Consider the following 19,486-nt stretch of genomic DNA (forward strand, 5'->3'; position numbering starts at 1 on the left):
TTATGATGTCAACAATGAAAACCGCTAATTCACCGTTAAAATAACTTGAGTTTCCTTCAGTCGGAATCAATAACGCCCAAAAATGATTGGAACACTTCATTTCCAAGCAGTTTGCCCTGCTCAGTCAAGCGCACGAACCCGCCTTCCACCTTAAGCAGACCCTTTGCCGATCCTTCTTCGAGCGGTTTCCTGAAAATCTCCGTCATTTCAACAAAAAATTTATTCTTGAAGATTTCCAATGATACACCTTCCGTTTTCCGGAGCCCCAAAAACATCTCCTCTTCCATCCGTTCATGAAGAGGTACTGGGTGTTCTTCCAATACTGGCAGCTCGTTCTCCAGCAATGGCGTAATATATTTCTTCACAGGACCATGATTGGCCACCCTTTTTCCTCCAGTATAGCCATGTGCACCGGCACCAATCCCATAATACTCCACATTATCCCAATATGTCAGGTTGTGCCTGCTTTCAAACCCAGCTCGGGCAAAATTACTGATTTCATATTGATGCAGACCATGCTTCTCCATCTCTTCCATTAGCCTCTCATACATCGAAGCCTCGAGCTCCTGCGGCGGCAGGTTCAATTTACCCCTTCTCATCTGGTTATAAAAAACCGTCTTCGGCTCAACGATCAATGAGTAGCTGGAATAGTGGGGCAATTGAAGGGCAATCGCTTTATCCAGCGTATCCTTGAAATCTTCCATCGTTTGGCCTGGCAATCCATATATCAAGTCGATGCTGATATTCGTAAAGCCAACCTCTTGAGCCAAATGAATCGTTTCATAAACTTCTATAGCCCGGTGAGTCCGGCCAATTCGTTTTAACAATTCATCATTGAAGCTTTGCACTCCAAAGCTAAGTCTATTGACTCCTGAATCATAAAGTATCTCGAGTTTTTTCCTCGAAAGATCCCCTGGATTGGCTTCGAATGTATATTCAGCCTTTTTAGGATCAAAGGGCAGGGTTTCATTGATCGCTTCACATAAGAATGCAAGCTGCTTTTCATCCAGAGAGGTCGGTGTCCCTCCACCGACGAAAACCGTATCCAAACCGGCAGTCGGGTATTTGGAAAGCTGCATCTCCATTTCCCTTTTCATCATCTGTAAATATTCGTCCACCGGCTGTCCCTGCAAAAATACTTTATTGAAATCACAATAGTGACAAATATGTTCACAAAATGGTATATGGAGGTAGGCGCTTTTGATCATTGTGTTCACAACCTTTTAATCGAATGAGTCGATAGAAAAAGAGGCTAGATTTCCTCTACCCTCTTTTTTCTATCTATCGTTTATTTTATTTATTTCTTTGGTGTCGTATCATCCATTTTCAAAACAGCCATGAAAGCTTCTTGCGGAACTTCAACGGAACCTACCTGTTTCATCCGCTTTTTACCTTCTTTCTGTTTTTCGAGCAACTTACGTTTACGGGAAATATCGCCGCCGTAACATTTAGCCAATACGTTTTTGCGCATTGCACTAATTGAAGAACGGGCGATGATTTTTTGCCCGATTGCTGCTTGGATCGGCACTTCAAATTGTTGTCTTGGAATCAATTTCTTCAATTTTTCAACGATGACTTTACCGCGTTCATAAGCAAAGTCCTTATGAACGATGAAACTTAAAGCATCGACAGTTTCAGCATTCAGCAAGATATCCATTTTCACAAGCTTGGACGGTTTATAGCCGATCAGCTCATAATCGAATGAAGCATAGCCTCTTGTATTGGATTTCAATTGATCGAAGAAATCATACACGATTTCCGATAATGGTATTTCGTAATGAATGCTTACACGGGTCTCATCGATATATGCCATATCAATGAAGTTACCGCGTTTATTTTGACAGATTTCCATGATGGCACCGACAAACTCCGTCGGTGCCATCATCGTTGCTTTGACATATGGCTCCTCGACCCGTTCGATTTTTTGAGCATCAGGCATATTAGACGGGTTATCCACTTTCAGGACCGTTCCGTCCGTTTGGACCACATCATAAATAACACTCGGTGCAGTGGTGATCAGATCGATTTTGAATTCACGTTCAATCCGTTCCTGGATAATTTCCATATGAAGGAGTCCAAGGAATCCGCAACGGAAACCGAAGCCCAATGCTTGCGATGATTCCGCCTCGAACTGCAGCGCTGAATCGTTCAATTCCAATTTCTCCAACGCATCCCGTAAATCATTGAATTTCGATGCGTCAATTGGGTATAGACCGCAATATACCATCGGATTCATCTTCCGGTAACCCGGCAATGGTTCTGTCGCACTATTCACGGCACTGGTAATCGTATCACCAACAGTCGTATCACCAACGTTTTTAATGGATGCCGTAAGGAAACCTACATCACCTACGTTCAGTTCATCCAACAGCTGGGTTTTAGGGTTGAAGACACCCAATTCGGTAACATCGAATTCCTTGCCAGTGGACATCATTTTGATTTTGTCGCCCACTTTAATGGAACCCTCAACAACACGGATATAGGCAACTACACCGCGGTACGCATCAAACAGTGAATCGAAAATAAGAGCCTTGAAAGGAGCATCTGGATCACCTTGTGGAGCTGGAACCAATTCAACGACCTGTTCCAGAATCTCCTCGATTCCGATTCCCGCTTTAGCCGAAGCCAAGACTGCATCGGAAGCATCCAACCCGATCACTTCCTCGATCTCTCCACGCACCCGTTCCGGATCTGCACTCGGCAAATCGATTTTATTGATGACCGGAATGATTTCCAGGTTGTTGTCCAATGCTAAATAAACGTTTGCAAGCGTTTGGGCCTCAATACCCTGTGCCGCATCGACAACAAGGACAGCTCCTTCACAAGCTGCAAGGCTTCGTGACACTTCATACGTAAAATCGACATGTCCCGGTGTATCAATAAGATGGAAGATATATTCTTCTCCATCTTTCGCATTATATTTCAATTGAATCGCATTCAATTTAATCGTAATTCCACGCTCACGCTCTAAATCCATGGAATCCAACAACTGACTCTTCATTTCACGCTGAGTCATGGCGTTCGTTTTTTCAATGATCCGATCCGCCAATGTAGATTTACCATGATCAATATGAGCGATGATGGAAAAGTTACGAATTTTTGATTGTCTTTTTAATTTTTCTTCTCTATTCATGACGTTCACTCCCACTTGTCGACACAATACACTATTTTTTATTATATCAATAGAAAATGCAAGATTCAACAGAATAGTTACAAAAGAAGCATCATTACAGGGCAACGGATAAAAAAAGGCTGCATTCCGGATTCGGATGCAGCCTTTTGGCAGGGCACACTCAACTTATTTCATACCTAAATCATATCAATAAGTGCTTGAAAGGCACCTGATATGGTCTCTCCAAGCGTTTTGCCGATCGATGAGAAAAAGTTGAAGGCCTTCATTTCTTCAAGCTTTTCTTTTTTCGTCTCCAAATCATGACTCGTTACTTTTTGGCCAAGGATATCCGCTTCCATCTCGCCTTGGTCCGATTGGTTAATAATGAATGCACTATTCAAAGAGGGATCTTCATACCCCTTCATTTTTTTCATCCCGTCGTTCGCTTGCTGCATCCCGATTAGAACACCTAAAAATAATACGAGCACAATCCCTGTACATTTCAACCAAAATCGAACCATGATAAGAGAACTCCTTTCAAATTACTGCGCTTCCGAATCCCCGGTCGGGTTATCCACTGCTTTGGCATCCCAGTAAAATTCACTGAAAACCTCGGTAAAGGCATCAACGGTCAAGTACATTTCCTCGAAAGTATTATCAACACCGCCAATTTCCAAGAGCATGGCATTGCCTGACAAATCCTGATTGTATACTCCATTATGTCCCGCTCCGCCTTGTTTCATAACCCCTCGTGAAATGCCAGGGTATTTTTTCTCCAAAGCTTTATGAAGCTTATTGGCAAGCGCTGCATTTTTTTCGAAGTTCGGGTTATTGCCCCCAACCACGAAGGCAATCTTGGCATAATCTTTACCTTTAATGTTAATGGTCGTATGTTTTTTTCGTTTAGAATCACGATGGATATCAATGATATATTCTAAATCTTTGTTATTGGCCAATGCCGTCTGGACGGATTTTCGTGATTCTTGATAGGATTTGGCATAATTCAATCCTTTATTATTCAGATTCCCCATGATATCCGTTTTATCGAGCGAGGAGCCAATCCCCTTATCAGCCATATCTTCAACCATCCGTTCCCCGAGTTTCGTAATATTGATTTTCGAATGATAGGCTAGATCCGGGTTGGTCACTCCTTTTAAATATGGAAGATATGACTCCCGGTTATGGCTATGGTATATCTCGACCACTTTCCGTCCATTCGTCGTTTGTTTCGGCTGATCGGCGACTCCTTTTTCCGGTTCTTCAATCTCATCCAGGTTTTGCAGGGACGCATCCCTTTCTTCATTCAGGACGTCCACTGGCGGCGAGGATTCGTATGGCATATTCGTATAATTCGTTCCTTCCCCGGCAACGAGGATCTCATTATCAAAAATCGAAAAGCCAGGAAGTTCCCTGCCAAGTAAGCTTCGCGGGTCCTCCAGCGAAATGTTGGTCGAAGCTTTTATCAATTGATTCGTGATCATCGATTCCTGCTTACCTTCCGGCAGGGCATTAAAAAGATAATGATTTTCGTTGGCCAGCATCGAGAACAGCATTTTTCCCGAGAATTGGTTGGCTACAGTATGTACGGAATTAGAAGATATCCGATACTCCGGTCTTAGGGAAGTCATGACCCCACTGACTGAAAAAACAAAAAGAAGCAAGGCGAGAATACCTAGAAAAGTTTTTATTATTGTTGATCCGTGAACGGCTGTTATGATTCCTGGGGAATTTCTTCTTTTCATCCTTCCACCCTCTCTATAGCTTGTCTATTAATACCTATGACTTTGCTAGAAAGGGTAGAACACCATTTTTGGGCACTAAAAATGATTTAACGGGTGTAATAGCCGGTATTATCTTGATTTATTGAATGATGCAAGGCTGCATTTAACCCATTGGCTATTAAATTGGCCATATCCTCAATGAAAACATCGACTTCTTTCGGTGTAACCATTAAATTTTGACCAAGCGGTGACAGTACCTCATAAATCAATTTCCGTTTCTCTTCATCAGGGAGGACACCTATCATTCCCAAGAAGGTTTGGCGCTCCTTTTCACCTGGCATATCCTCTTCGGTCAGCTTTGTGCGCTTTCCAAAACTGAATCCAGCGGGCGCCAACGAACGTGATGGTCTGTCCCCTTCATTCAGTTCCTTGCCAAAGTGCTTCAAGATATAATCTATCGTATCGCTGGCAATTGATACGGCATCCACGACGGTAGGTATACCAATCGCTATAACAGGAACTCCCAGTGTAGACTGGCTCAATTCTTTTCGTTTATTCCCAACACCAGACCCAGGATGGATGCCTGTATCCGTTATTTGAATCGTCGAATTCACTCGTTCGATCGAACGGGCAGCCAATGCGTCAACGACGATCAGGAAATCCGGCTTACTTTTTTCGATGACTCCTTTTATGATGTCACTCGTCTCGATTCCCGTAATCCCCATCACCCCGGGGGAAATCGCACTGACCGGCCGATAGCCTTCCTTGACGGACTCCGGCTGCAATTCGAACAAATGTCTTGTGACCACAAGGTTCTCAACGACTGCAGGTCCAAGAGCATCGGGAGTAACATTCCAATTACCAAGACCGACAACCAAACAACTGCTTTCTTTGGTGATTTTATTCCGTTTCAAAAAGGAAGCCAGTTCGTTGGCGAACACCTTTTCCACCCGTTGCTGCGTATCCGTATCCTGCTGGCGGATCCCCTGCACTTCGATGGTCAAATAGCTGCCCTGCTTCTTCCCGATTTCTTTTTCACCCTCAGCCGTGACCTCGACTAAGGATACCTTCAGATCATCCACTTCTTTTTCCTTAATAATGACCCCTTCGATACGGGATACATCCACTTCCTCTACAACACCTTTATGTTCAAGGGCAATTTCCTTTGCTTCAATCGCCAAATCTGTACGAATTCCGTATTCACTAAGGTCCAAATTATTTTCCATAACGGCCTCCTGATGTTTGAATTGAATCTAATCTAGTATTTTCAATAGTCTCTCTTAAACATTCTGTCGTTTTTGCTTTTTTATTATTCATTTTTTTGGTACAATGAGTGATGACGAGATGAATTTATTCCCGAAATTATAATTACTTTTCGATTCTCAATCTGAAGTATTGCATATTTATGGGCAGTCTGATAGAATATCACTTGTGCTATTTGATATGGATTTGAAAAGTCGAGTTCATATAATCTCGATTTCTTTGTAGGAGGTGAACGGAATGCCAAACATTAAATCTGCTATTAAACGTGTAAAAATCAACGACAAAAAACGCGTTCATAACATTACTGTTAGATCAACTATGCGTACTACAGTGAAAAACGCTGAAGTTGCATTAGCTGGTGAAAACGTTGAAGCTGCTAAAGAAGCTCTTTTAACAGCTGCTGTGAAATTAGACAAAGCTGCATCTAAAGGATTAATCCATAAAAATGCGGCAGCCCGTAAAAAATCTCGTTTAGCGAAAAGACTTAACGCTCTTAACGCATAATGACAAAAAATTAAACGATCCAACCGGATCGTTTTTTTTGTGCCGTTTTTTGCATAAAAAAGGCAGCAGGATATCTGCCGCCTTTTTTTATCATCTAATTTTTAAAAGCAGCAGCTCAAGCGTGATTGCCTTATCGGCTTGGCCCGTCTTCATTTTATAATCCGCTTCCGCTAAGTCGTTGATGATGCTCAATAGCTCGCGTTCCTGGAATTTCCCCGTCTTTTCAAGTGCCAGCTTTACCCTGTATGGGTGCACCTTCAGTTGACCTGCAATTTTTTGCTGGCTATAGCCCTGACGGGAAAGCTCCTTCACTTGATACATGAGCCTGACCTGACCCGCCATGACACTCAAGATTTTGATCGGCTCTTCATTCTGCCTGAGAAGATCGTGCAGTATCGTCATCGCACTCTCCATTTTTCGCTGTAACACATGATCAACAAGCGTGAAGATATTCTGTTCAAGGGATTTAGCAACCAGCTTTTCCACTACCTCGACCGTAATGTGTTTATCAGCTTCTACATAAAGCACCATTTTATCCAGTTCATTCGTAAGCATCATCAGATTCGTTCCTGCAAGTTCAAGTAAAAGCTCTGTAGCCTGCTCATCTATTTGGACTGAAGAAGCTTCGACCCTCTCCTTCACCCACCCTTTTAACTCATGATCACCAAGCTTTTTCGCTTCAACGAGAACCGCCTTACGCTTAAGTTCCTTGGTGATTTTTTTCCGTTCATCCAGTTTCTCATAAGGTGCGGTCAATACGACAATTGAATAAGGAACCGGGTCAGCCAAATACGCTTCGAGTCTTTTCACATTATGTTCAACTCTTGATTTCGTTTTTTCAGCTGTCAAAAAAAATGGGTTTTGCATGAAAACAAGGCGCCTTTCCCCGATAAACGGGAGGGTTTCGACATCTTCAAGTGCAGTTTCAACAGGCGTCTCTTCTAAATCAAATTGAGAAAAGTTAAAATCCATCTCATCCTCGTGAAGGACATTCTCGATCAATAGCTGCTTCGTTTCATTAATTAGATAGGCTTCCGACCCATATAACAAGTATACCGGCGCAAATTGCCCTTTTTTTATACTTTTCCAAACATCTAATACCAATAGAATCCGCCTCTTTACTATGTATTCTTCTCTAATGGTATAGGTGGATGGACCATTTGACAAGCTATAAAGGGAACTAGCCCTTTAAAAGGGCTAATTCCGGATCTATATGAACACTTTCAAGAAAGGCCCGGGTAATCTCCCTTGAAAGCGGGTAGAGTATTCATGTAGAACAAAAATCGAGCTTTTCTTTTTCGCTTGCTTTGTTTGTACTGTTATTTTGACCTCAAAATCCCAAACTATTTGTGACAACTCTTGTCAGTAAAGGAAATGAAGGAATGAAGCCTGTAGATTTTTTTTTGGTAATGTTTTATACTATTAGCAGAAATAGGAGGGGTAAACAATGAACGAATTCGAAAAGAATGTTCAATCAAAGACAGATGACGTCGCTGATTCCGCTATAGGATTCATCGGTTCTTTTGTATTTTTCGCTGCCATGTTCACCATAGCTGTCGTCATTAAAGCTGTCGGATCCTGATTTCATTTACTACATGCACTTATTTTTCCTGATGGAGGCTGCCGCTGCAGTCTCTTTCTTTTTGATTTTCTACATACTATGGGAGAGTCTTCCGAAAGGTTCCACTGCTTTTGTAATACTTGTAAATAATAGAACCATCCTCGTCCGTCCTGAACACCTTTATGCCATTTCTCTCCAGATTCCCAATTACGTCTCGATGAGGGTGACCGTAGCCATTATCTTTTCCAACTGAAATAAGCGCCGCTTTCGGCTGCAGCTGTTCAAGGAAGGGCGTGGAAGAAGAAGTTTTGCTGCCATGGTGACCGACCTTCAAGATATCCGCCTGCAACTGCGGAAATGTTCTCAAAAGTTCACTTTCCCCTTCTTCTCCCATATCGCCGGTCAATAACCATGACAATCCCCCAAGCTCCGTGAATAGAACTATGGATGAATCATTCTTATTTTCTTCTTTCTCATATGGACTTAGCACAGCAAACGGCGCTCCGCCCGCCACCCAATGGTCCCCCCTTTTCAGGACAGTCATTTTCATTTTTTTATCTCTTGCCACAGTCACAAAATCCATATCCCTGTATTGCTCTTCACTCCAGCCTCCAATGATGATCTCCCCAACTTTAAAATTTTCTATTAATTCTTTTGCACTTCCCATATGATCTGCGTCCGGATGGGTTAAAATCAGTTTGTCCAATTGGTGGATTCCCTTACTTTTCAATAATGGAACAATGATATCATCCGCGGTGTTGAACTTCTTTCGCTTTTTTGCCCACGTGTCGATTGGAAATGTAATTTGTCCACCCGTATCAATCAAATAGTTACCGCGATTGAAAGGCAGGATAATTAAAATGGAGTCACCTTGCCCAACGTCGATGATCTGCACTTCACCAAAAGGCGAGAACCTTTGTAAGTTATATTGCAAAAGTAAAAGGACAATTATTATTCCGCACCAGATTTTACTTTTTTCAAAGGATACTTCCCATGTCAGGTATAACCCTAAAAGCGAAATAACAAGTAATCCCATCATGATGAAAGGCGGTTTTCCAAACGGAATGGAGGCCAGCGGCAAATCCGATGCAGCATCCGCAGCTTTATTGCAGAGTATGAAGGTATAATTCAATAATGAGATGAGGGGTTGCCCCAAGGAAGGCAGTAATATATGAATGAAGAGGGAAATCAGTGAAAATGGCAGCAATACGATGGAATAAAGCGGAACATACAATACGTTCAGAAACACCCCAAGAAAGGATGCTTCAAAAAAGTGAAAAAGCAGAATCGGAAGGGATGCCAATTGGCAGATGGAGCTGACGATGAATAGCTGCGTTGTTTTCTTCGGGTATTGCAAGAAAATGCTTGAAGACATGATAATGGAGAAAGTGACCGCGAATGAAAGCTGAAAACCTATATCAAAGAGCATATTAGGCCGAAAAAACAAAAGTGCCATATAAGCCGATCCGATTGCGATACCCGCCGAGATTCGCTTCTTGAGAAGCAGCAGTAGAAAGAAAAGCATAGCCATTAAACAGGATCTCACCACTGATGGACTGGCACCTGAAAGTAACATGTAAACCGGAAGGAAGAATAAGATGGCCATCATCATTCTTTCCCGTGTAATCCCGACCCTGATGCCGAAGTAAAATAACAGCCCCGTTAAAAAACTGACATGAAGACCGGAAATAGCCAGTAAATGAACCAGTCCGAGCCGCTGATAATTAGTAAGGTCGCCTTCATCTATATATGTCTGGTCGCCGAATATGAGGGCTGTGACAAAACCGCTGGATTCTTCCGGAAAGTGTTCTCTAATATACGTAATCCCCTTCAGGCGCAAATTACGAATCGAAACAAGAATCGGGTTTCCAACCACTTTACAATCTTGAAATGAAATTGAATCCGCTTTGAAAATCCAATGGGTGCCTTGACGCAAAAGATAACGCTGATAATCGAAACTGTTTTCATTTCTGTTTTTGTCGGGAATTTGCAATGTCCCTTCGGCCGGACATGATAAACCGATTCGCAGAAACCGACCCAGCTTTTCCTGTTCCAGTTCTGTGGTGATTTTATAACGCAGCACTAACCGTTCGCCTTTCTCACTGGCAACGAATCCTTTTAAAGAATTTCCATCTATATTCGGTTGATCGGTAAATGTAATGATAAATTGGCTTTCCGTTCCATGATAGGCAGTTTTGTTGCGGTGATCGGTGAAGGAGGCGGACCCTAAAAACACCCCCATGATCACCAAATGAAAACTAAGGGCCTTCACACTTAATCCCACCGAAAAGTAAAGTAAACAGAGAAAAATAAGGATGATGATCAGCAGCCTTACATTTATAAAAGAATGGGCCGTAACACCAAATGAGGCCGAAACGGCTAATAAGATAAGGTGTCGAGCCATGCCTGCCCCCCTGTCCTATTTAATTTTCAAAAATCTGATTGGCCTGCTTTTCCAGCTCCAATACAGCTTCTTTTCCCAGGCCTGTTCGTTCAAGTTGAGCTAACAATGAGAATACAAAGTCCTTTTTTTGTTTTCCATTAACATCGATGGCCCCTTTTGCTTCAACCTTCTCGGTCTTGACGCCAGCCTGTTTAAATAATTCCAGGGCATATGGATGATTTTTGTAATCTTCCGCATAATAAACAGCCTTGATACCAGCTTGGATGAGTGATTTACAGCACTGAAGACACGGAAAATGCGTCACATATATTTCCGCCCCATCAGTAGGCACCCCAAATTTCGCACATTGTAAAAGTGCATTCATTTCTGCATGTATCGTTCTGACACAATGATTATCAATTACATAACAGCCGTCATCAATACAATGCGTCCCACCCGCAATGGACCCATTATATCCCCCCGCAATGATTCTGTTGTCCCTGACGATGGTCGCCCCTACAGTGAGGCGAGTACATGTGCTTCTTAAGGCTAATAAATGGCTTTGCGCCATGAAATATTGATCCCAACTAATTCTGTTCATGTTGTATCCCCTTACCACTAGAATGATTTTCTTCAATTTTACCCTCTTCCTGTCCATTTGTGTAGCATATTAAATCATTCATTTCACCGAAATGGAATCCCGTAACCTTTCAAACGTTTTATCGCCGATTCCCGTTACCTTCTTCAATTCATCGACCTCCTTGAATTTCCCTACCGTTTCCCTGTATTCCAGGATCGCATTCGCTTTGGATGGTCCAATCCCCGTCAAGGTTTCCAAATCTTCCTGTGTAGCTGTATTCAAGTTCACCAGTCCTCCTGACGCCCCCATAGTGGCGGCATCACCATACGACCCGACTGGTATATTCTCCAAGCTCCCCGTGACTTCTTCACCTATTTCCGGAACATAAATGACCATTTGGTCTTCGACGATTTGGGCAAAATTCACTTTATTTTTATCGGCCTTGTCCGTAAAACTGCCTGCAGCCGAAATTAAATCAATCACCCGGTCACCTGCCTGTGCAGTAAAAATCCCAGGGGACTTGACCGCTCCTTTAACGTCCACTTTAATGATGACAGGTTCGGCAGCTGTTTCATTTTCACTTTGTTCGATTTCAGCTTCTTTTTCAGAAATGGAAAATATATCTTCCGTATCCGCCGGATCCTCCCCTTGTTGCAAAAAAAAGTAAATACCAGCTGCAACAAATGCCACCGCAACGGTAATCTTCGGCATTTTCCTTTTTAAAATTTCATCCATTTCTTTGCCTCCTTGTTGGATTTCGCACGATACATAGTCATAGGACAGATTAAAAATACATAGTGTTTTTAGGAGAATCAATCGCTTTAAGTGAGAGGAGTTGAAAGGAATTGAAGAAAATCGGTGTTATCGGAACCGGAAATATGGGTACCATTTTAATCGAGGCATGGCTGGAGGCAAAAATATTGAATCCGGCAGATCTAGTCATTACAAATCGCACACTTTCCAAAGCATTGGTGCTGAAAGAAAAACACCCTGGCATCAAGGTTGCGGAAAGCGCAGCCGAAACCGTCCAACAAGCCGACTTTATCTTTCTATGTGTAAAACCATTACAAATTAACAGCCTATTACAAGGCATCAAACATCATATAAAAAGGGATCAGCTGGTCATTTCCATCACAAGCCCGCTTTCAGTCTCCCAGCTTGAATCGGCAGTGAATGCCCCCTGTGCCCGTTTTATACCGAGCATAACGAACCGTGTCGGTTCAGGGGTATCGTTACTGAGTTTCAGCAAGAGCTGCAGTAAAGAGAAAGTGTCAGCTTTATATGATTTGGCCTCCGCCATATCGGCACCGGTCATCATTGAAAATGATATAACCCGGGTAGCTTCCGATATCGTCAGCTGCGGTCCTGCCTTCTTCAGCTATTTAGCACAAGCTTTTATTGACGCGGCCTGCCAAACGACGAAGATAGATAAAGAAACGGCTACGACTTTGACTGAGAATATGCTGGTTGGCTTAGGGGAACTGCTTGGTAAAGGGGTTTATACATTGCCGACCTTGCAGGAAAAGGTTTGTGTAAAGGGTGGAATAACGGGTGAGGGGATCAAGGTTTTAGAAGCTGAAACAGGGGAAATGTTCCATCATCTTTTTCAAGCGACACACGAAAAGTTTGCAGAGGACCTATACGAAGTTGAAAAGCAGTTCGGCCATCCTTATTAATATTCGTAATTTATATCTCAATTCCTTCTTAAAATAAAAAAAGAAGAGGTCAGACCTCCACTCGTACAGGATGATGTACGAACGGGGATTCTTGACCTCTTTATTATTTACTGGCTACAAACAAGATTCTTTCGGTTTCCGTTACGAGCGGTGCTTCTTCAAGATCCGCCAGAATTTCAGAAACCGTAAAACCTGCTTGCTCCAACCACTTTTTATATTGTTCAACCGGATAGGTCCGTTGATAATGCAACTCATCAAAACGGTCATACAGTCCGCTTTCATCGTCCCTTACGAAAAAACTTAAATCATGCTCAACACTGTAAAGTTCTTCACCCGGGAAGCAGTCCCATATATAGGATACTTCTTCACCGTTGACAGCAAACGTATTATCGCGAAAGATTTCTTCCATTTTATAAATGGAATGGATATCAAACAAGAATAATCCGCCATCCTTCAAATGCTCATGAACCCGGCTGAACGTCTTGACTATATCCTCCTCATCGCGAAGGTAGTTCAGCGAATCACAAAAAATCGTGACACAATCAAATTGGCCAAGTCCCTCGAGTTCTGCCATATTCTGCTGAAAAAGCGGAATTGATAATCCAAGCTTAACCGCCTTTTCATTGGCAACAAGAAGCATTTCATCAGATAAATCCACGCCGGTGACTTCGAATCCGTGCTGCGCCAATTCAACGGTCATTTCCCCGGTTCCACACGCTAAATCCAGGACTTTCCTTCCACCAATTCCATACTGTTCCAGCTTCGCCGTAAGGATCATCAGCCATTTTTCATAAGGTGCGTCCTTCATCAATTCATCGTATACATAGGCAAAGCGTTCATAAGTCATGTAGTCAGTTCACTCTCTAGATCTTCAAAAGGTGCATCTCCCCATAAACGTTCAAGATTATAGTAGTTTCTTTCATCTTTATGGAAAATATGGGCCACTACATCTCCAAGATCCACAAGCACCCATTTCGCCTCGTCAAAGCCTTCAAGACGTTTTACATTGATTCCTGATTCATCAGCTTTGCTCTTCATTTCACGAGCTATTGCTTGTACTTGTTTTTCAGAATTACCGTGGCAGATCAAAAAGTAATCCGCTACAAGGGAAATACCTTGCATGTTCAATGCCACGATATCCTCCGCTCTTTTATCATCCGCCGCTTTTGCTGCAATTACAAGAAGTTCACGTTCAGTCATTACATCTTCTCCTTCAAATTCATGATCAAATCATTATATGTCTTAAATGTGTCAGGGTAAATTGCCTGATTTCTTTTCATTAAAAAAACAACAGTATTCCTTAAAGCCTGGATGACAGCATGATCCAAGTTTTGCTTTGCCGTCTGCCTGACTTCTTCGACACCGGGAAAAGAACGTCCCGGCTCAATATAGTCGGCAAGGTATACGACTTTATCCAAAAGGCTCATGCCAACCCTGCCAGACGTGTGATAGGCAATCGCATCCAAGACTTCAGCGTCCTGAATGCCAGCTTCCTTTTTCACCAGATAAGCCCCGACAGGAGCGTGCCACAGCTCCATATTGTATTCAAGTAACGCCTGGTCCATTTTTTCAGCGATTATAATTTGCTCCATTTCCTCTTTTGGACGGAATTTTGCATAATCATGGAAAATGGCTGCCAGTTCCGCTTTTTGGACGTCGGCACCATACCGTTCAGCAAGTTCAATCGCTGACTCGACCACACCCAAGGTATGAATGTACCTGTGCTCAGTGATTTGTTCTTTGACCAGTGCCAATGCTTCCTCACGATTCATATAAACCATTCCCTTTAATATACTTCACCACTGGATCTGCTATTAAATATTTCACGGTTTTCCCCGTTCTTAACTTCCTTCGTATCATGGAAGAAGAAATGAACATTTGAGGGACTTTCACCATCGTGATTGGGTATACGGTCTTTTCATTATATCCAGGGCGCTTCACCCCGACGAAATTTACCATATGCACCAGCTCGTCGATACGGTGCCAATTCGGTAAGTACTCAATCATGTCTGCGCCAATTATGAAATAGAACTCATTGGTTGGCTCAAGCTCTTTAAGCAATTTTATCGTGTCATACGTATAAGATGTGCCTTTTCTTTCTATTTCAATACCCTCAATATAAAAAGATGGGTTTCCGGCTATCGCGTTTTCCAACATAGCCAGCCTGTCCATGTCCGTTACTTCCTCCGATTTTTCCTTATGTGGAGGAACGTGATTTGGCATGAACCTGATTTCATCTAGCTCAAGGGCATCAAGCACTTCATTCGCTATAATCAAATGCCCGATATGCGGAGGATTGAATGTACCGCCAAGAATTCCAATTTTTTTCATAGATAGGTTCCTTAAGGTAATTTAAGTTGTTTGTTTTCTTTTGATTCTTTATACAGCACAATTGTGTTGCCGATAATCTGAACCAATTCCGCCCGTGCACCCTTTGATAAAGAAAGTCCCACATCATCGCGGTCCTCTTCACAGTTTTGCAGGATGCTGACCTTGATTAATTCACGTACTTCAAGCGCCTCACCAATTTGCTTGATGAGATTATCATTGACGCCGCCTTTACCAACTTGAAAAATTGGATTGAGGTGGTGGGCCTTTGATCGTAAAAATCTTTTTTGTTTTCCTGTTAACATGTGTTACCTCCTAGTTTGTTCAAGACAATATCTGTCATTCTTGCTGTATCCGGCATAATGCCTGTCCATATCTCAAAAGCGAGCGCAGCCTGGTTGATGAACATCCCCAGCCCATTTTGCGTTTCCGCCCCTTTTTCCCCCGCTTCACGCAGCAGCTTGGTTTGCAGAGGGTTATAAATGATATCACTGACAATGGCACCGGTTTTAAGCTGGTCGACCTTTAACGGTGAATGATCCAATTCAGGACTCATTCCAGAAGAAGTCGTTTGGATGATTAAATCATATTGTGATAAGCTTTCTTCCGCTTCGATAATCGAGAGTGCCTTCGATACTTTATCATATGGGCAATCAGAAACAAGCTGGGCCGCTCTTTCCTTTGTCCGGTTTGCAATATCAACTTGCTTTACCCCTTCTTTCACGAGGGTAAAATAAATCGCACGCGCAGCACCGCCCGCTCCGATCACTAACGTTTTTTTAGCCTTGATGTCACCTGATATTTCATCGCATAAAGATTTGAAAAATCCTTTTCCGTCTGTATTATACCCTATAAACCGACCATTTTTGTTAACAACCGTATTTACAGCCCCGATTGCAAGGGCCAGTTCATCCACTTCATCAAGGAAAGGGATGATTGAAGTCTTATGAGGAATCGTGATGTTAAACCCTTCAATACCAAGGGCTTTCATGCCTTTTACGGCATCGTTCAATCGCTCAGGTGTCACATGAAAATGATGATAAACCGCTTCTATATTTTCTTTTTCAAAAGCATCATTATGAATGTCCGGTGACATCGAATGCGCAATTGGATCTCCCATTACCCCATATATCTTTTTCATAGACTAGACGACCCCTATATTTAGATTAATGATTTGCGAACGATCACATTGACGCCCTTTGGAACATGTGCAACGACTTTCGCTCCTGGCTCATTGACCGTCACCCAGCCAAGACCAGAAAACACAATATCCATTTTACCATCTTTCAAGGAGAATTCATGTGGAATCAGCTTCGGAAACTCCTCGATTTGTTCAGGCCGTGGGGGCGTCAATAATTCCCCGGCATGGTTTTTATACAATTCATCGGCATTTTCCAGTTTCGTACGGTGAATATTCAATTCATTCGAAAGGTAGCAAGTCAGTGAACGCCTTCCGCCTGAGACATAGTCCAGCCGGGCCAACCCTCCGAAAAATAGCGTCTGTCCTTCATTCAGTTGGTAAACTCTCGGCTTGATTTCCTTTTTCGGCATAATCACCTTGAAGTCCCGTTTGTCCACATAGTGAGCCATTTGATGATGATTAATGATTCCTGGTGTATCGATCAATGCCTGTTCATCATCCAAAGGAATTTCGATCATATCCAAGGTAGTCCCAGGGAAGTGGGAAGTCGTGATGATATCGTCTTCACCGCTCAATTCTTTTATAAGACGGTTAATGAAAGTGGATTTACCTACATTCGTACAGCCCACCACGTAGACATCTTTACCTTTGCGGTACCGCTCAATCGCATCAGCCGCTTCCAGTATGTGCTTTCCCTTTTCCGCACTGACAAGCAGGACATCAACCGGGTTTAGACCCAATTCCTTGGACGATTGCTTCATCCAATTGATCAACTTGTTCGTTTTTACGGATTTAGGCAATAAATCGACCTTATTTCCGATCAAAAGAACATCATTTCTTCCTACAAATCGATGAAGGCCAGGCAGCCAGCTTCCATTGAAATCAAAAATATCGACGACTTTGACGATTAAAGAGTCGGTTTCGCCTACTTTATTCAAGATTTTCAAGAAGTCATCGTCTGTTAAGGATACATCCTGAACTTCGTTATAATGTTTCAATTTAAAGCAGCGCTGACAAACGATCGTCTCTTTTTCCAGGGCTGATTTAGGGGCATAGCCCAACTCCTTCGGATCTTCAGTCTGGACCTTCACACCGCAGCCGATGCACACTAATTCTTGATGATTGTTCAATTGTGATCCTCCCATTCTATCATTCCTTTTCGTTTAAAGAACGCCATGATCTTTCTTTCAAAATAACGATTGATCCTTGTTCTGAATTCGTCGGTTTGTGCTACAGGGAGCACTAAGATCGTATGAAACCCGCCTCTGTTCCCTCCCAATACATCCGTCAATAACTGATCGCCGATTACCACCGTTTCTTCCAATTTCAATCCCATTGACTTACGGGCTTTATTGAAAGCTCTTACCATCGGTTTTCTGGCCTGGAAGATAAACGGAATGTGAAGCGGATCGGAAAAAGCCCGAACCCGATTTTCATTATTATTGGACACGATCGTCACTAAAATCCCATGATCCCGCAAATTGTCGAACCATTTGATTAAATCGGGGGTGGCAGTTGGCCTGTCCCATTCAACGAGAGTATTATCCAAATCGGTAATGACTCCCTTGATCCCTCTTTTTTTCAATTCTTGAGGATCTATATTAAAAATGCTTTTAACATGTTCACTCGGCAAAAATAATTTAAGCATATTGACACCTCTATATTTTCATTAAAATTTACCGTTTCCATCATATCGAATTTTTAGCTCACTTTCAAAAAAAATTAGGAAAGAAGGGCTGACGGTAAAGAAACATCATAATGGATGTTTTAAGATATGGAAAGGCATTTTTTATTAAATAATGGGAAATTTGCAGGCAGACCAGAACCAAAGAACTAATTATTCATAAAAGATTTCGACAAAAATTTCATTTGTTCAACCTGTGGATAACTTTACTAACATTTTCCATACTGATGTGCACCATTTCGTTCACCTTGTAAACAACTTAACCACAGGTTATCCACTTTCAACTGTGGATAACAGAACGATTGTTCTCCACGTTTATTTCTGATACAGTAGGGGTACATCAAGGAAGACTTATCAATATATGCAAGTAAACACCAAATTATTCCTCGCAATCCCTACTGGAGGTGAGCAGCCGTATATGGCGTTCTGATGCAAAAACTATCTGATGACCTGTTGCTTGAATCCTATTTTAAAGCACAGAATTTAAAGTTGAGTACCGATTTCATCCGCCTCATAGAAACGGAAATTCATCGAAGATCCCTAACGCATAAAATCCGATCAATATTTTAATATGGAATACATAGGCTGACATCAAATGTCAGCCTCTTATTTTCAATTGAAGTTAGACGGCCCTCATGAAACCGATCGTTTCACCTACACGGACATCTGCGGGAATGGATATGTTTCCTTCAAGTTCAAAACTGCCTTTTTCAAAAAGAAGCACCACTGTTGACCCAAAGCTGAAATAAGAAAATTCCTGCCCTTTTTCCAATTCATGAGATTCATCAGTAATGACGATCGAATTTATGAACATGGCCCCGACTTTCACCATAGCCAGACTTCCCGCTTCATTTTGCAATTCAGTTACTGTCCGATAATTTTTTGATAAAGGCTCTTTTCCATATTTCATCCCCCATTTATTGACGGGGTACGATTTCCTTCCAAGGGTCCAGCGTTTGACTACGGAACCCTTGATTGGTGAATGGATCCTATGGTAATGACTCGGGCTTAAGTATAACACGAGATATTTGCCCCCTAAGTACTTTTCCAAAAAAAGCTCATCCCCGAGCATTTCCTCCATTGAATATATCTTTCCCTTAACGACGATCTTTTTATCAGCCTGTATCTCCCCTGAATCCTCGAGAACACCGTCCACAGGACAAGCTACCGCAGAAGGATCTGCCGTAATTGGCCTGGCGTCCGCCTTTAACTGCCTTGTAAATAGCTCGTGCAGATTGGTATAAGCTTTTAACTCTTTACCAAATTCTTGTTGATTAAGGTTGAATGTTTTTACATACAGTAAAATTAAGGGCCTGCTCCAACGAGATTGGCTAAAATGCTTTAATAATCCTGATGAATACTGACCATTCGTCAGTTCAATAAGAATGCGATATAAAGACTGAAACAAATAAAACCACTCCAAATTGTAAAATTATTCTAAAATTCCCTTGCATAAATTGTGTTAAGTAAAATATTATTATATAATAAATACTTATGTTTACTATATATTGTTTTAATTTGTTTCATTTGAAA

Annotated in this window: 22 protein-coding genes; 4 read left to right on the forward strand and 18 right to left on the reverse strand. The window is 42.1% G+C overall.

Annotated elements, in window-relative coordinates:
- Positions 1-56: 56 nt before the first annotated feature.
- From hemW to gpr, 5 genes are all read right to left on the reverse strand, one after another.
- Complete coding sequence (hemW, locus tag OSJ91_RS18855; RefSeq protein WP_350299517.1) at positions 57-1,208, reverse strand: radical SAM family heme chaperone HemW; 1,152 nt, start codon at positions 1,206-1,208, stop codon at positions 57-59.
- Positions 1,209-1,297: 89 nt separating this feature from the next.
- Positions 1,298-3,133, reverse strand: a complete 1,836-nt coding sequence (lepA, locus tag OSJ91_RS18860) for a translation elongation factor 4 (RefSeq protein WP_057278852.1) — start codon at positions 3,131-3,133, stop codon at positions 1,298-1,300.
- A 176-nt stretch (positions 3,134-3,309) separates the two neighbouring features.
- Positions 3,310-3,633, reverse strand: coding sequence for a YqxA family protein (locus OSJ91_RS18865; RefSeq protein WP_187049762.1), 324 nt, complete (start codon positions 3,631-3,633; stop codon positions 3,310-3,312).
- Positions 3,634-3,654: 21 nt separating this feature from the next.
- Positions 3,655-4,854 carry a stage II sporulation protein P gene (spoIIP, locus tag OSJ91_RS18870; protein ID WP_350299518.1) on the reverse strand — a complete coding sequence of 400 codons (1,200 nt, stop codon included), beginning with the start codon at positions 4,852-4,854 and terminating at the stop codon, positions 3,655-3,657.
- 86 nt (positions 4,855-4,940) lie between these two features.
- Positions 4,941-6,059 (reverse strand): GPR endopeptidase, encoded by a 1,119-nt coding sequence (gene gpr, locus OSJ91_RS18875; protein ID WP_350299519.1) that lies wholly within the window; start codon positions 6,057-6,059, stop codon positions 4,941-4,943.
- A gap of 274 nt (positions 6,060-6,333) precedes the next feature.
- Here gpr and rpsT point away from each other — a divergent pair, with 274 nt between their 5' ends.
- Positions 6,334-6,600, forward strand: a complete 267-nt coding sequence (gene rpsT, locus OSJ91_RS18880) for a 30S ribosomal protein S20 (protein WP_034308554.1) — start codon at positions 6,334-6,336, stop codon at positions 6,598-6,600.
- Between the two features lie 90 nt (positions 6,601-6,690).
- On the opposite strand, the gene holA is transcribed toward rpsT, so the two are convergent.
- Positions 6,691-7,704 carry a DNA polymerase III subunit delta gene (gene holA, locus OSJ91_RS18885; protein WP_350299520.1) on the reverse strand — a complete coding sequence of 338 codons (1,014 nt, stop codon included), beginning with the start codon at positions 7,702-7,704 and terminating at the stop codon, positions 6,691-6,693.
- Between the two features lie 343 nt (positions 7,705-8,047).
- Here holA and OSJ91_RS18890 point away from each other — a divergent pair, with 343 nt between their 5' ends.
- The gene (locus OSJ91_RS18890) at positions 8,048-8,182 is read left to right on the forward strand and encodes a YqzM family protein (protein WP_034308559.1); all 135 of its coding nucleotides are present in this window, start codon (positions 8,048-8,050) and stop codon (positions 8,180-8,182) included.
- Positions 8,183-8,258: 76 nt separating this feature from the next.
- Here the strand turns inward: OSJ91_RS18890 and OSJ91_RS18895 are convergent, their stop codons facing one another.
- From OSJ91_RS18895 to OSJ91_RS18905, 3 genes are all read right to left on the reverse strand, one after another.
- Positions 8,259-10,565 (reverse strand): DNA internalization-related competence protein ComEC/Rec2, encoded by a 2,307-nt coding sequence (locus OSJ91_RS18895; protein WP_350299521.1) that lies wholly within the window; start codon positions 10,563-10,565, stop codon positions 8,259-8,261.
- Positions 10,566-10,584: 19 nt separating this feature from the next.
- Positions 10,585-11,145, reverse strand: coding sequence for a ComE operon protein 2 (locus OSJ91_RS18900; protein WP_350299522.1), 561 nt, complete (start codon positions 11,143-11,145; stop codon positions 10,585-10,587).
- A gap of 78 nt (positions 11,146-11,223) precedes the next feature.
- Complete coding sequence (locus OSJ91_RS18905) at positions 11,224-11,859, reverse strand: helix-hairpin-helix domain-containing protein (RefSeq protein ID WP_350299523.1); 636 nt, start codon at positions 11,857-11,859, stop codon at positions 11,224-11,226.
- 110 nt (positions 11,860-11,969) lie between these two features.
- On the opposite strand from OSJ91_RS18905, the gene comER reads away from it, so the two are divergent.
- Entirely contained in the window at positions 11,970-12,800 is an 831-nt protein-coding gene (comER, locus tag OSJ91_RS18910; protein WP_350299524.1) for a late competence protein ComER, read from the forward strand.
- Positions 12,801-12,903: 103 nt separating this feature from the next.
- Here comER and OSJ91_RS18915 read toward each other — a convergent pair whose 3' ends face one another.
- Genes OSJ91_RS18915 through OSJ91_RS18950 form a run of 8 tightly spaced genes read right to left on the reverse strand, consistent with a single transcriptional unit; the run spans position 12,904 to position 17,917 of the window.
- Positions 12,904-13,647 (reverse strand): class I SAM-dependent DNA methyltransferase, encoded by a 744-nt coding sequence (locus OSJ91_RS18915; RefSeq protein WP_350299525.1) that lies wholly within the window; start codon positions 13,645-13,647, stop codon positions 12,904-12,906.
- Entirely contained in the window at positions 13,644-14,000 is a 357-nt protein-coding gene (gene rsfS / locus OSJ91_RS18920; protein ID WP_101222622.1) for a ribosome silencing factor, read from the reverse strand. Before rsfS ends, OSJ91_RS18915 begins: the two co-directional genes overlap by 4 nt.
- Positions 14,000-14,572, reverse strand: coding sequence for a bis(5'-nucleosyl)-tetraphosphatase (symmetrical) YqeK (yqeK, locus tag OSJ91_RS18925; RefSeq protein ID WP_350299526.1), 573 nt, complete (start codon positions 14,570-14,572; stop codon positions 14,000-14,002). The genes rsfS and yqeK overlap by 1 nt, the downstream gene beginning before the upstream one ends.
- Positions 14,562-15,131 (reverse strand): nicotinate-nucleotide adenylyltransferase, encoded by a 570-nt coding sequence (locus OSJ91_RS18930; protein WP_098369749.1) that lies wholly within the window; start codon positions 15,129-15,131, stop codon positions 14,562-14,564. The genes yqeK and OSJ91_RS18930 overlap by 11 nt, the downstream gene beginning before the upstream one ends.
- 11 nt (positions 15,132-15,142) lie before the next feature.
- Positions 15,143-15,433, reverse strand: a complete 291-nt coding sequence (gene yhbY / locus OSJ91_RS18935; protein WP_076365174.1) for a ribosome assembly RNA-binding protein YhbY — start codon at positions 15,431-15,433, stop codon at positions 15,143-15,145.
- Positions 15,427-16,269 carry a shikimate dehydrogenase gene (gene aroE / locus OSJ91_RS18940; protein WP_350299527.1) on the reverse strand — a complete coding sequence of 281 codons (843 nt, stop codon included), beginning with the start codon at positions 16,267-16,269 and terminating at the stop codon, positions 15,427-15,429. The genes yhbY and aroE overlap by 7 nt, the downstream gene beginning before the upstream one ends.
- A 20-nt stretch (positions 16,270-16,289) precedes the next feature.
- Positions 16,290-17,399: a ribosome biogenesis GTPase YqeH gene (gene yqeH, locus OSJ91_RS18945; protein WP_413018975.1), complete on the reverse strand. Its 1,110-nt coding sequence runs from the start codon at positions 17,397-17,399 to the stop codon at positions 16,290-16,292.
- Positions 17,396-17,917: a YqeG family HAD IIIA-type phosphatase gene (locus tag OSJ91_RS18950; RefSeq protein ID WP_101222627.1), complete on the reverse strand. Its 522-nt coding sequence runs from the start codon at positions 17,915-17,917 to the stop codon at positions 17,396-17,398. The genes yqeH and OSJ91_RS18950 overlap by 4 nt, the downstream gene beginning before the upstream one ends.
- 465 nt (positions 17,918-18,382) lie before the next feature.
- On the opposite strand from OSJ91_RS18950, the gene OSJ91_RS18955 reads away from it, so the two are divergent.
- A complete protein-coding gene (locus OSJ91_RS18955; RefSeq protein WP_034311351.1) occupies positions 18,383-18,523 on the forward strand; it encodes a sporulation histidine kinase inhibitor Sda in 141 nt (46 codons plus the stop codon).
- A 52-nt stretch (positions 18,524-18,575) separates the two neighbouring features.
- On the opposite strand, the gene OSJ91_RS18960 is transcribed toward OSJ91_RS18955, so the two are convergent.
- On the reverse strand, positions 18,576-19,361 hold the full coding sequence (locus tag OSJ91_RS18960; RefSeq protein ID WP_350299529.1) for a phosphatidylserine decarboxylase: 786 nt from the start codon (positions 19,359-19,361) through the stop codon (positions 18,576-18,578).
- Between the last annotated feature and the right edge of the window lie 125 nt (positions 19,362-19,486).

Source organism: Bacillus sp. T-10(2022) (assembly GCF_056502895.1).

Coding starts and splice junctions, on each gene's coding strand:
- OSJ91_RS18900 (WP_350299522.1), bottom strand. CDS start 11,145: ATGAACAGAATTAGTTGGGATCAATATTTCATGGCGCAAAGCCATTTA.
- OSJ91_RS18950 (WP_101222627.1), bottom strand. CDS start 17,917: ATGCTTAAATTATTTTTGCCGAGTGAACATGTTAAAAGCATTTTTAAT.
- yhbY (WP_076365174.1), bottom strand. CDS start 15,433: ATGTTAACAGGAAAACAAAAAAGATTTTTACGATCAAAGGCCCACCAC.
- rpsT (WP_034308554.1), top strand. CDS start 6,334: ATGCCAAACATTAAATCTGCTATTAAACGTGTAAAAATCAACGACAAA.
- OSJ91_RS18890 (WP_034308559.1), top strand. CDS start 8,048: ATGAACGAATTCGAAAAGAATGTTCAATCAAAGACAGATGACGTCGCT.
- OSJ91_RS18930 (WP_098369749.1), bottom strand. CDS start 15,131: ATGAAAAAAATTGGAATTCTTGGCGGTACATTCAATCCTCCGCATATC.
- rsfS (WP_101222622.1), bottom strand. CDS start 14,000: ATGACTGAACGTGAACTTCTTGTAATTGCAGCAAAAGCGGCGGATGAT.
- OSJ91_RS18915 (WP_350299525.1), bottom strand. CDS start 13,647: ATGACTTATGAACGCTTTGCCTATGTATACGATGAATTGATGAAGGAC.
- OSJ91_RS18865 (WP_187049762.1), bottom strand. CDS start 3,633: ATGGTTCGATTTTGGTTGAAATGTACAGGGATTGTGCTCGTATTATTT.
- hemW (WP_350299517.1), bottom strand. CDS start 1,208: ATGATCAAAAGCGCCTACCTCCATATACCATTTTGTGAACATATTTGT.
- OSJ91_RS18955 (WP_034311351.1), top strand. CDS start 18,383: ATGCAAAAACTATCTGATGACCTGTTGCTTGAATCCTATTTTAAAGCA.
- spoIIP (WP_350299518.1), bottom strand. CDS start 4,854: ATGAAAAGAAGAAATTCCCCAGGAATCATAACAGCCGTTCACGGATCA.
- lepA (WP_057278852.1), bottom strand. CDS start 3,133: ATGAATAGAGAAGAAAAATTAAAAAGACAATCAAAAATTCGTAACTTT.
- gpr (WP_350299519.1), bottom strand. CDS start 6,059: ATGGAAAATAATTTGGACCTTAGTGAATACGGAATTCGTACAGATTTG.
- OSJ91_RS18895 (WP_350299521.1), bottom strand. CDS start 10,565: ATGGCTCGACACCTTATCTTATTAGCCGTTTCGGCCTCATTTGGTGTT.
- aroE (WP_350299527.1), bottom strand. CDS start 16,269: ATGAAAAAGATATATGGGGTAATGGGAGATCCAATTGCGCATTCGATG.
- OSJ91_RS18905 (WP_350299523.1), bottom strand. CDS start 11,859: ATGGATGAAATTTTAAAAAGGAAAATGCCGAAGATTACCGTTGCGGTG.
- yqeK (WP_350299526.1), bottom strand. CDS start 14,572: ATGAATCGTGAGGAAGCATTGGCACTGGTCAAAGAACAAATCACTGAG.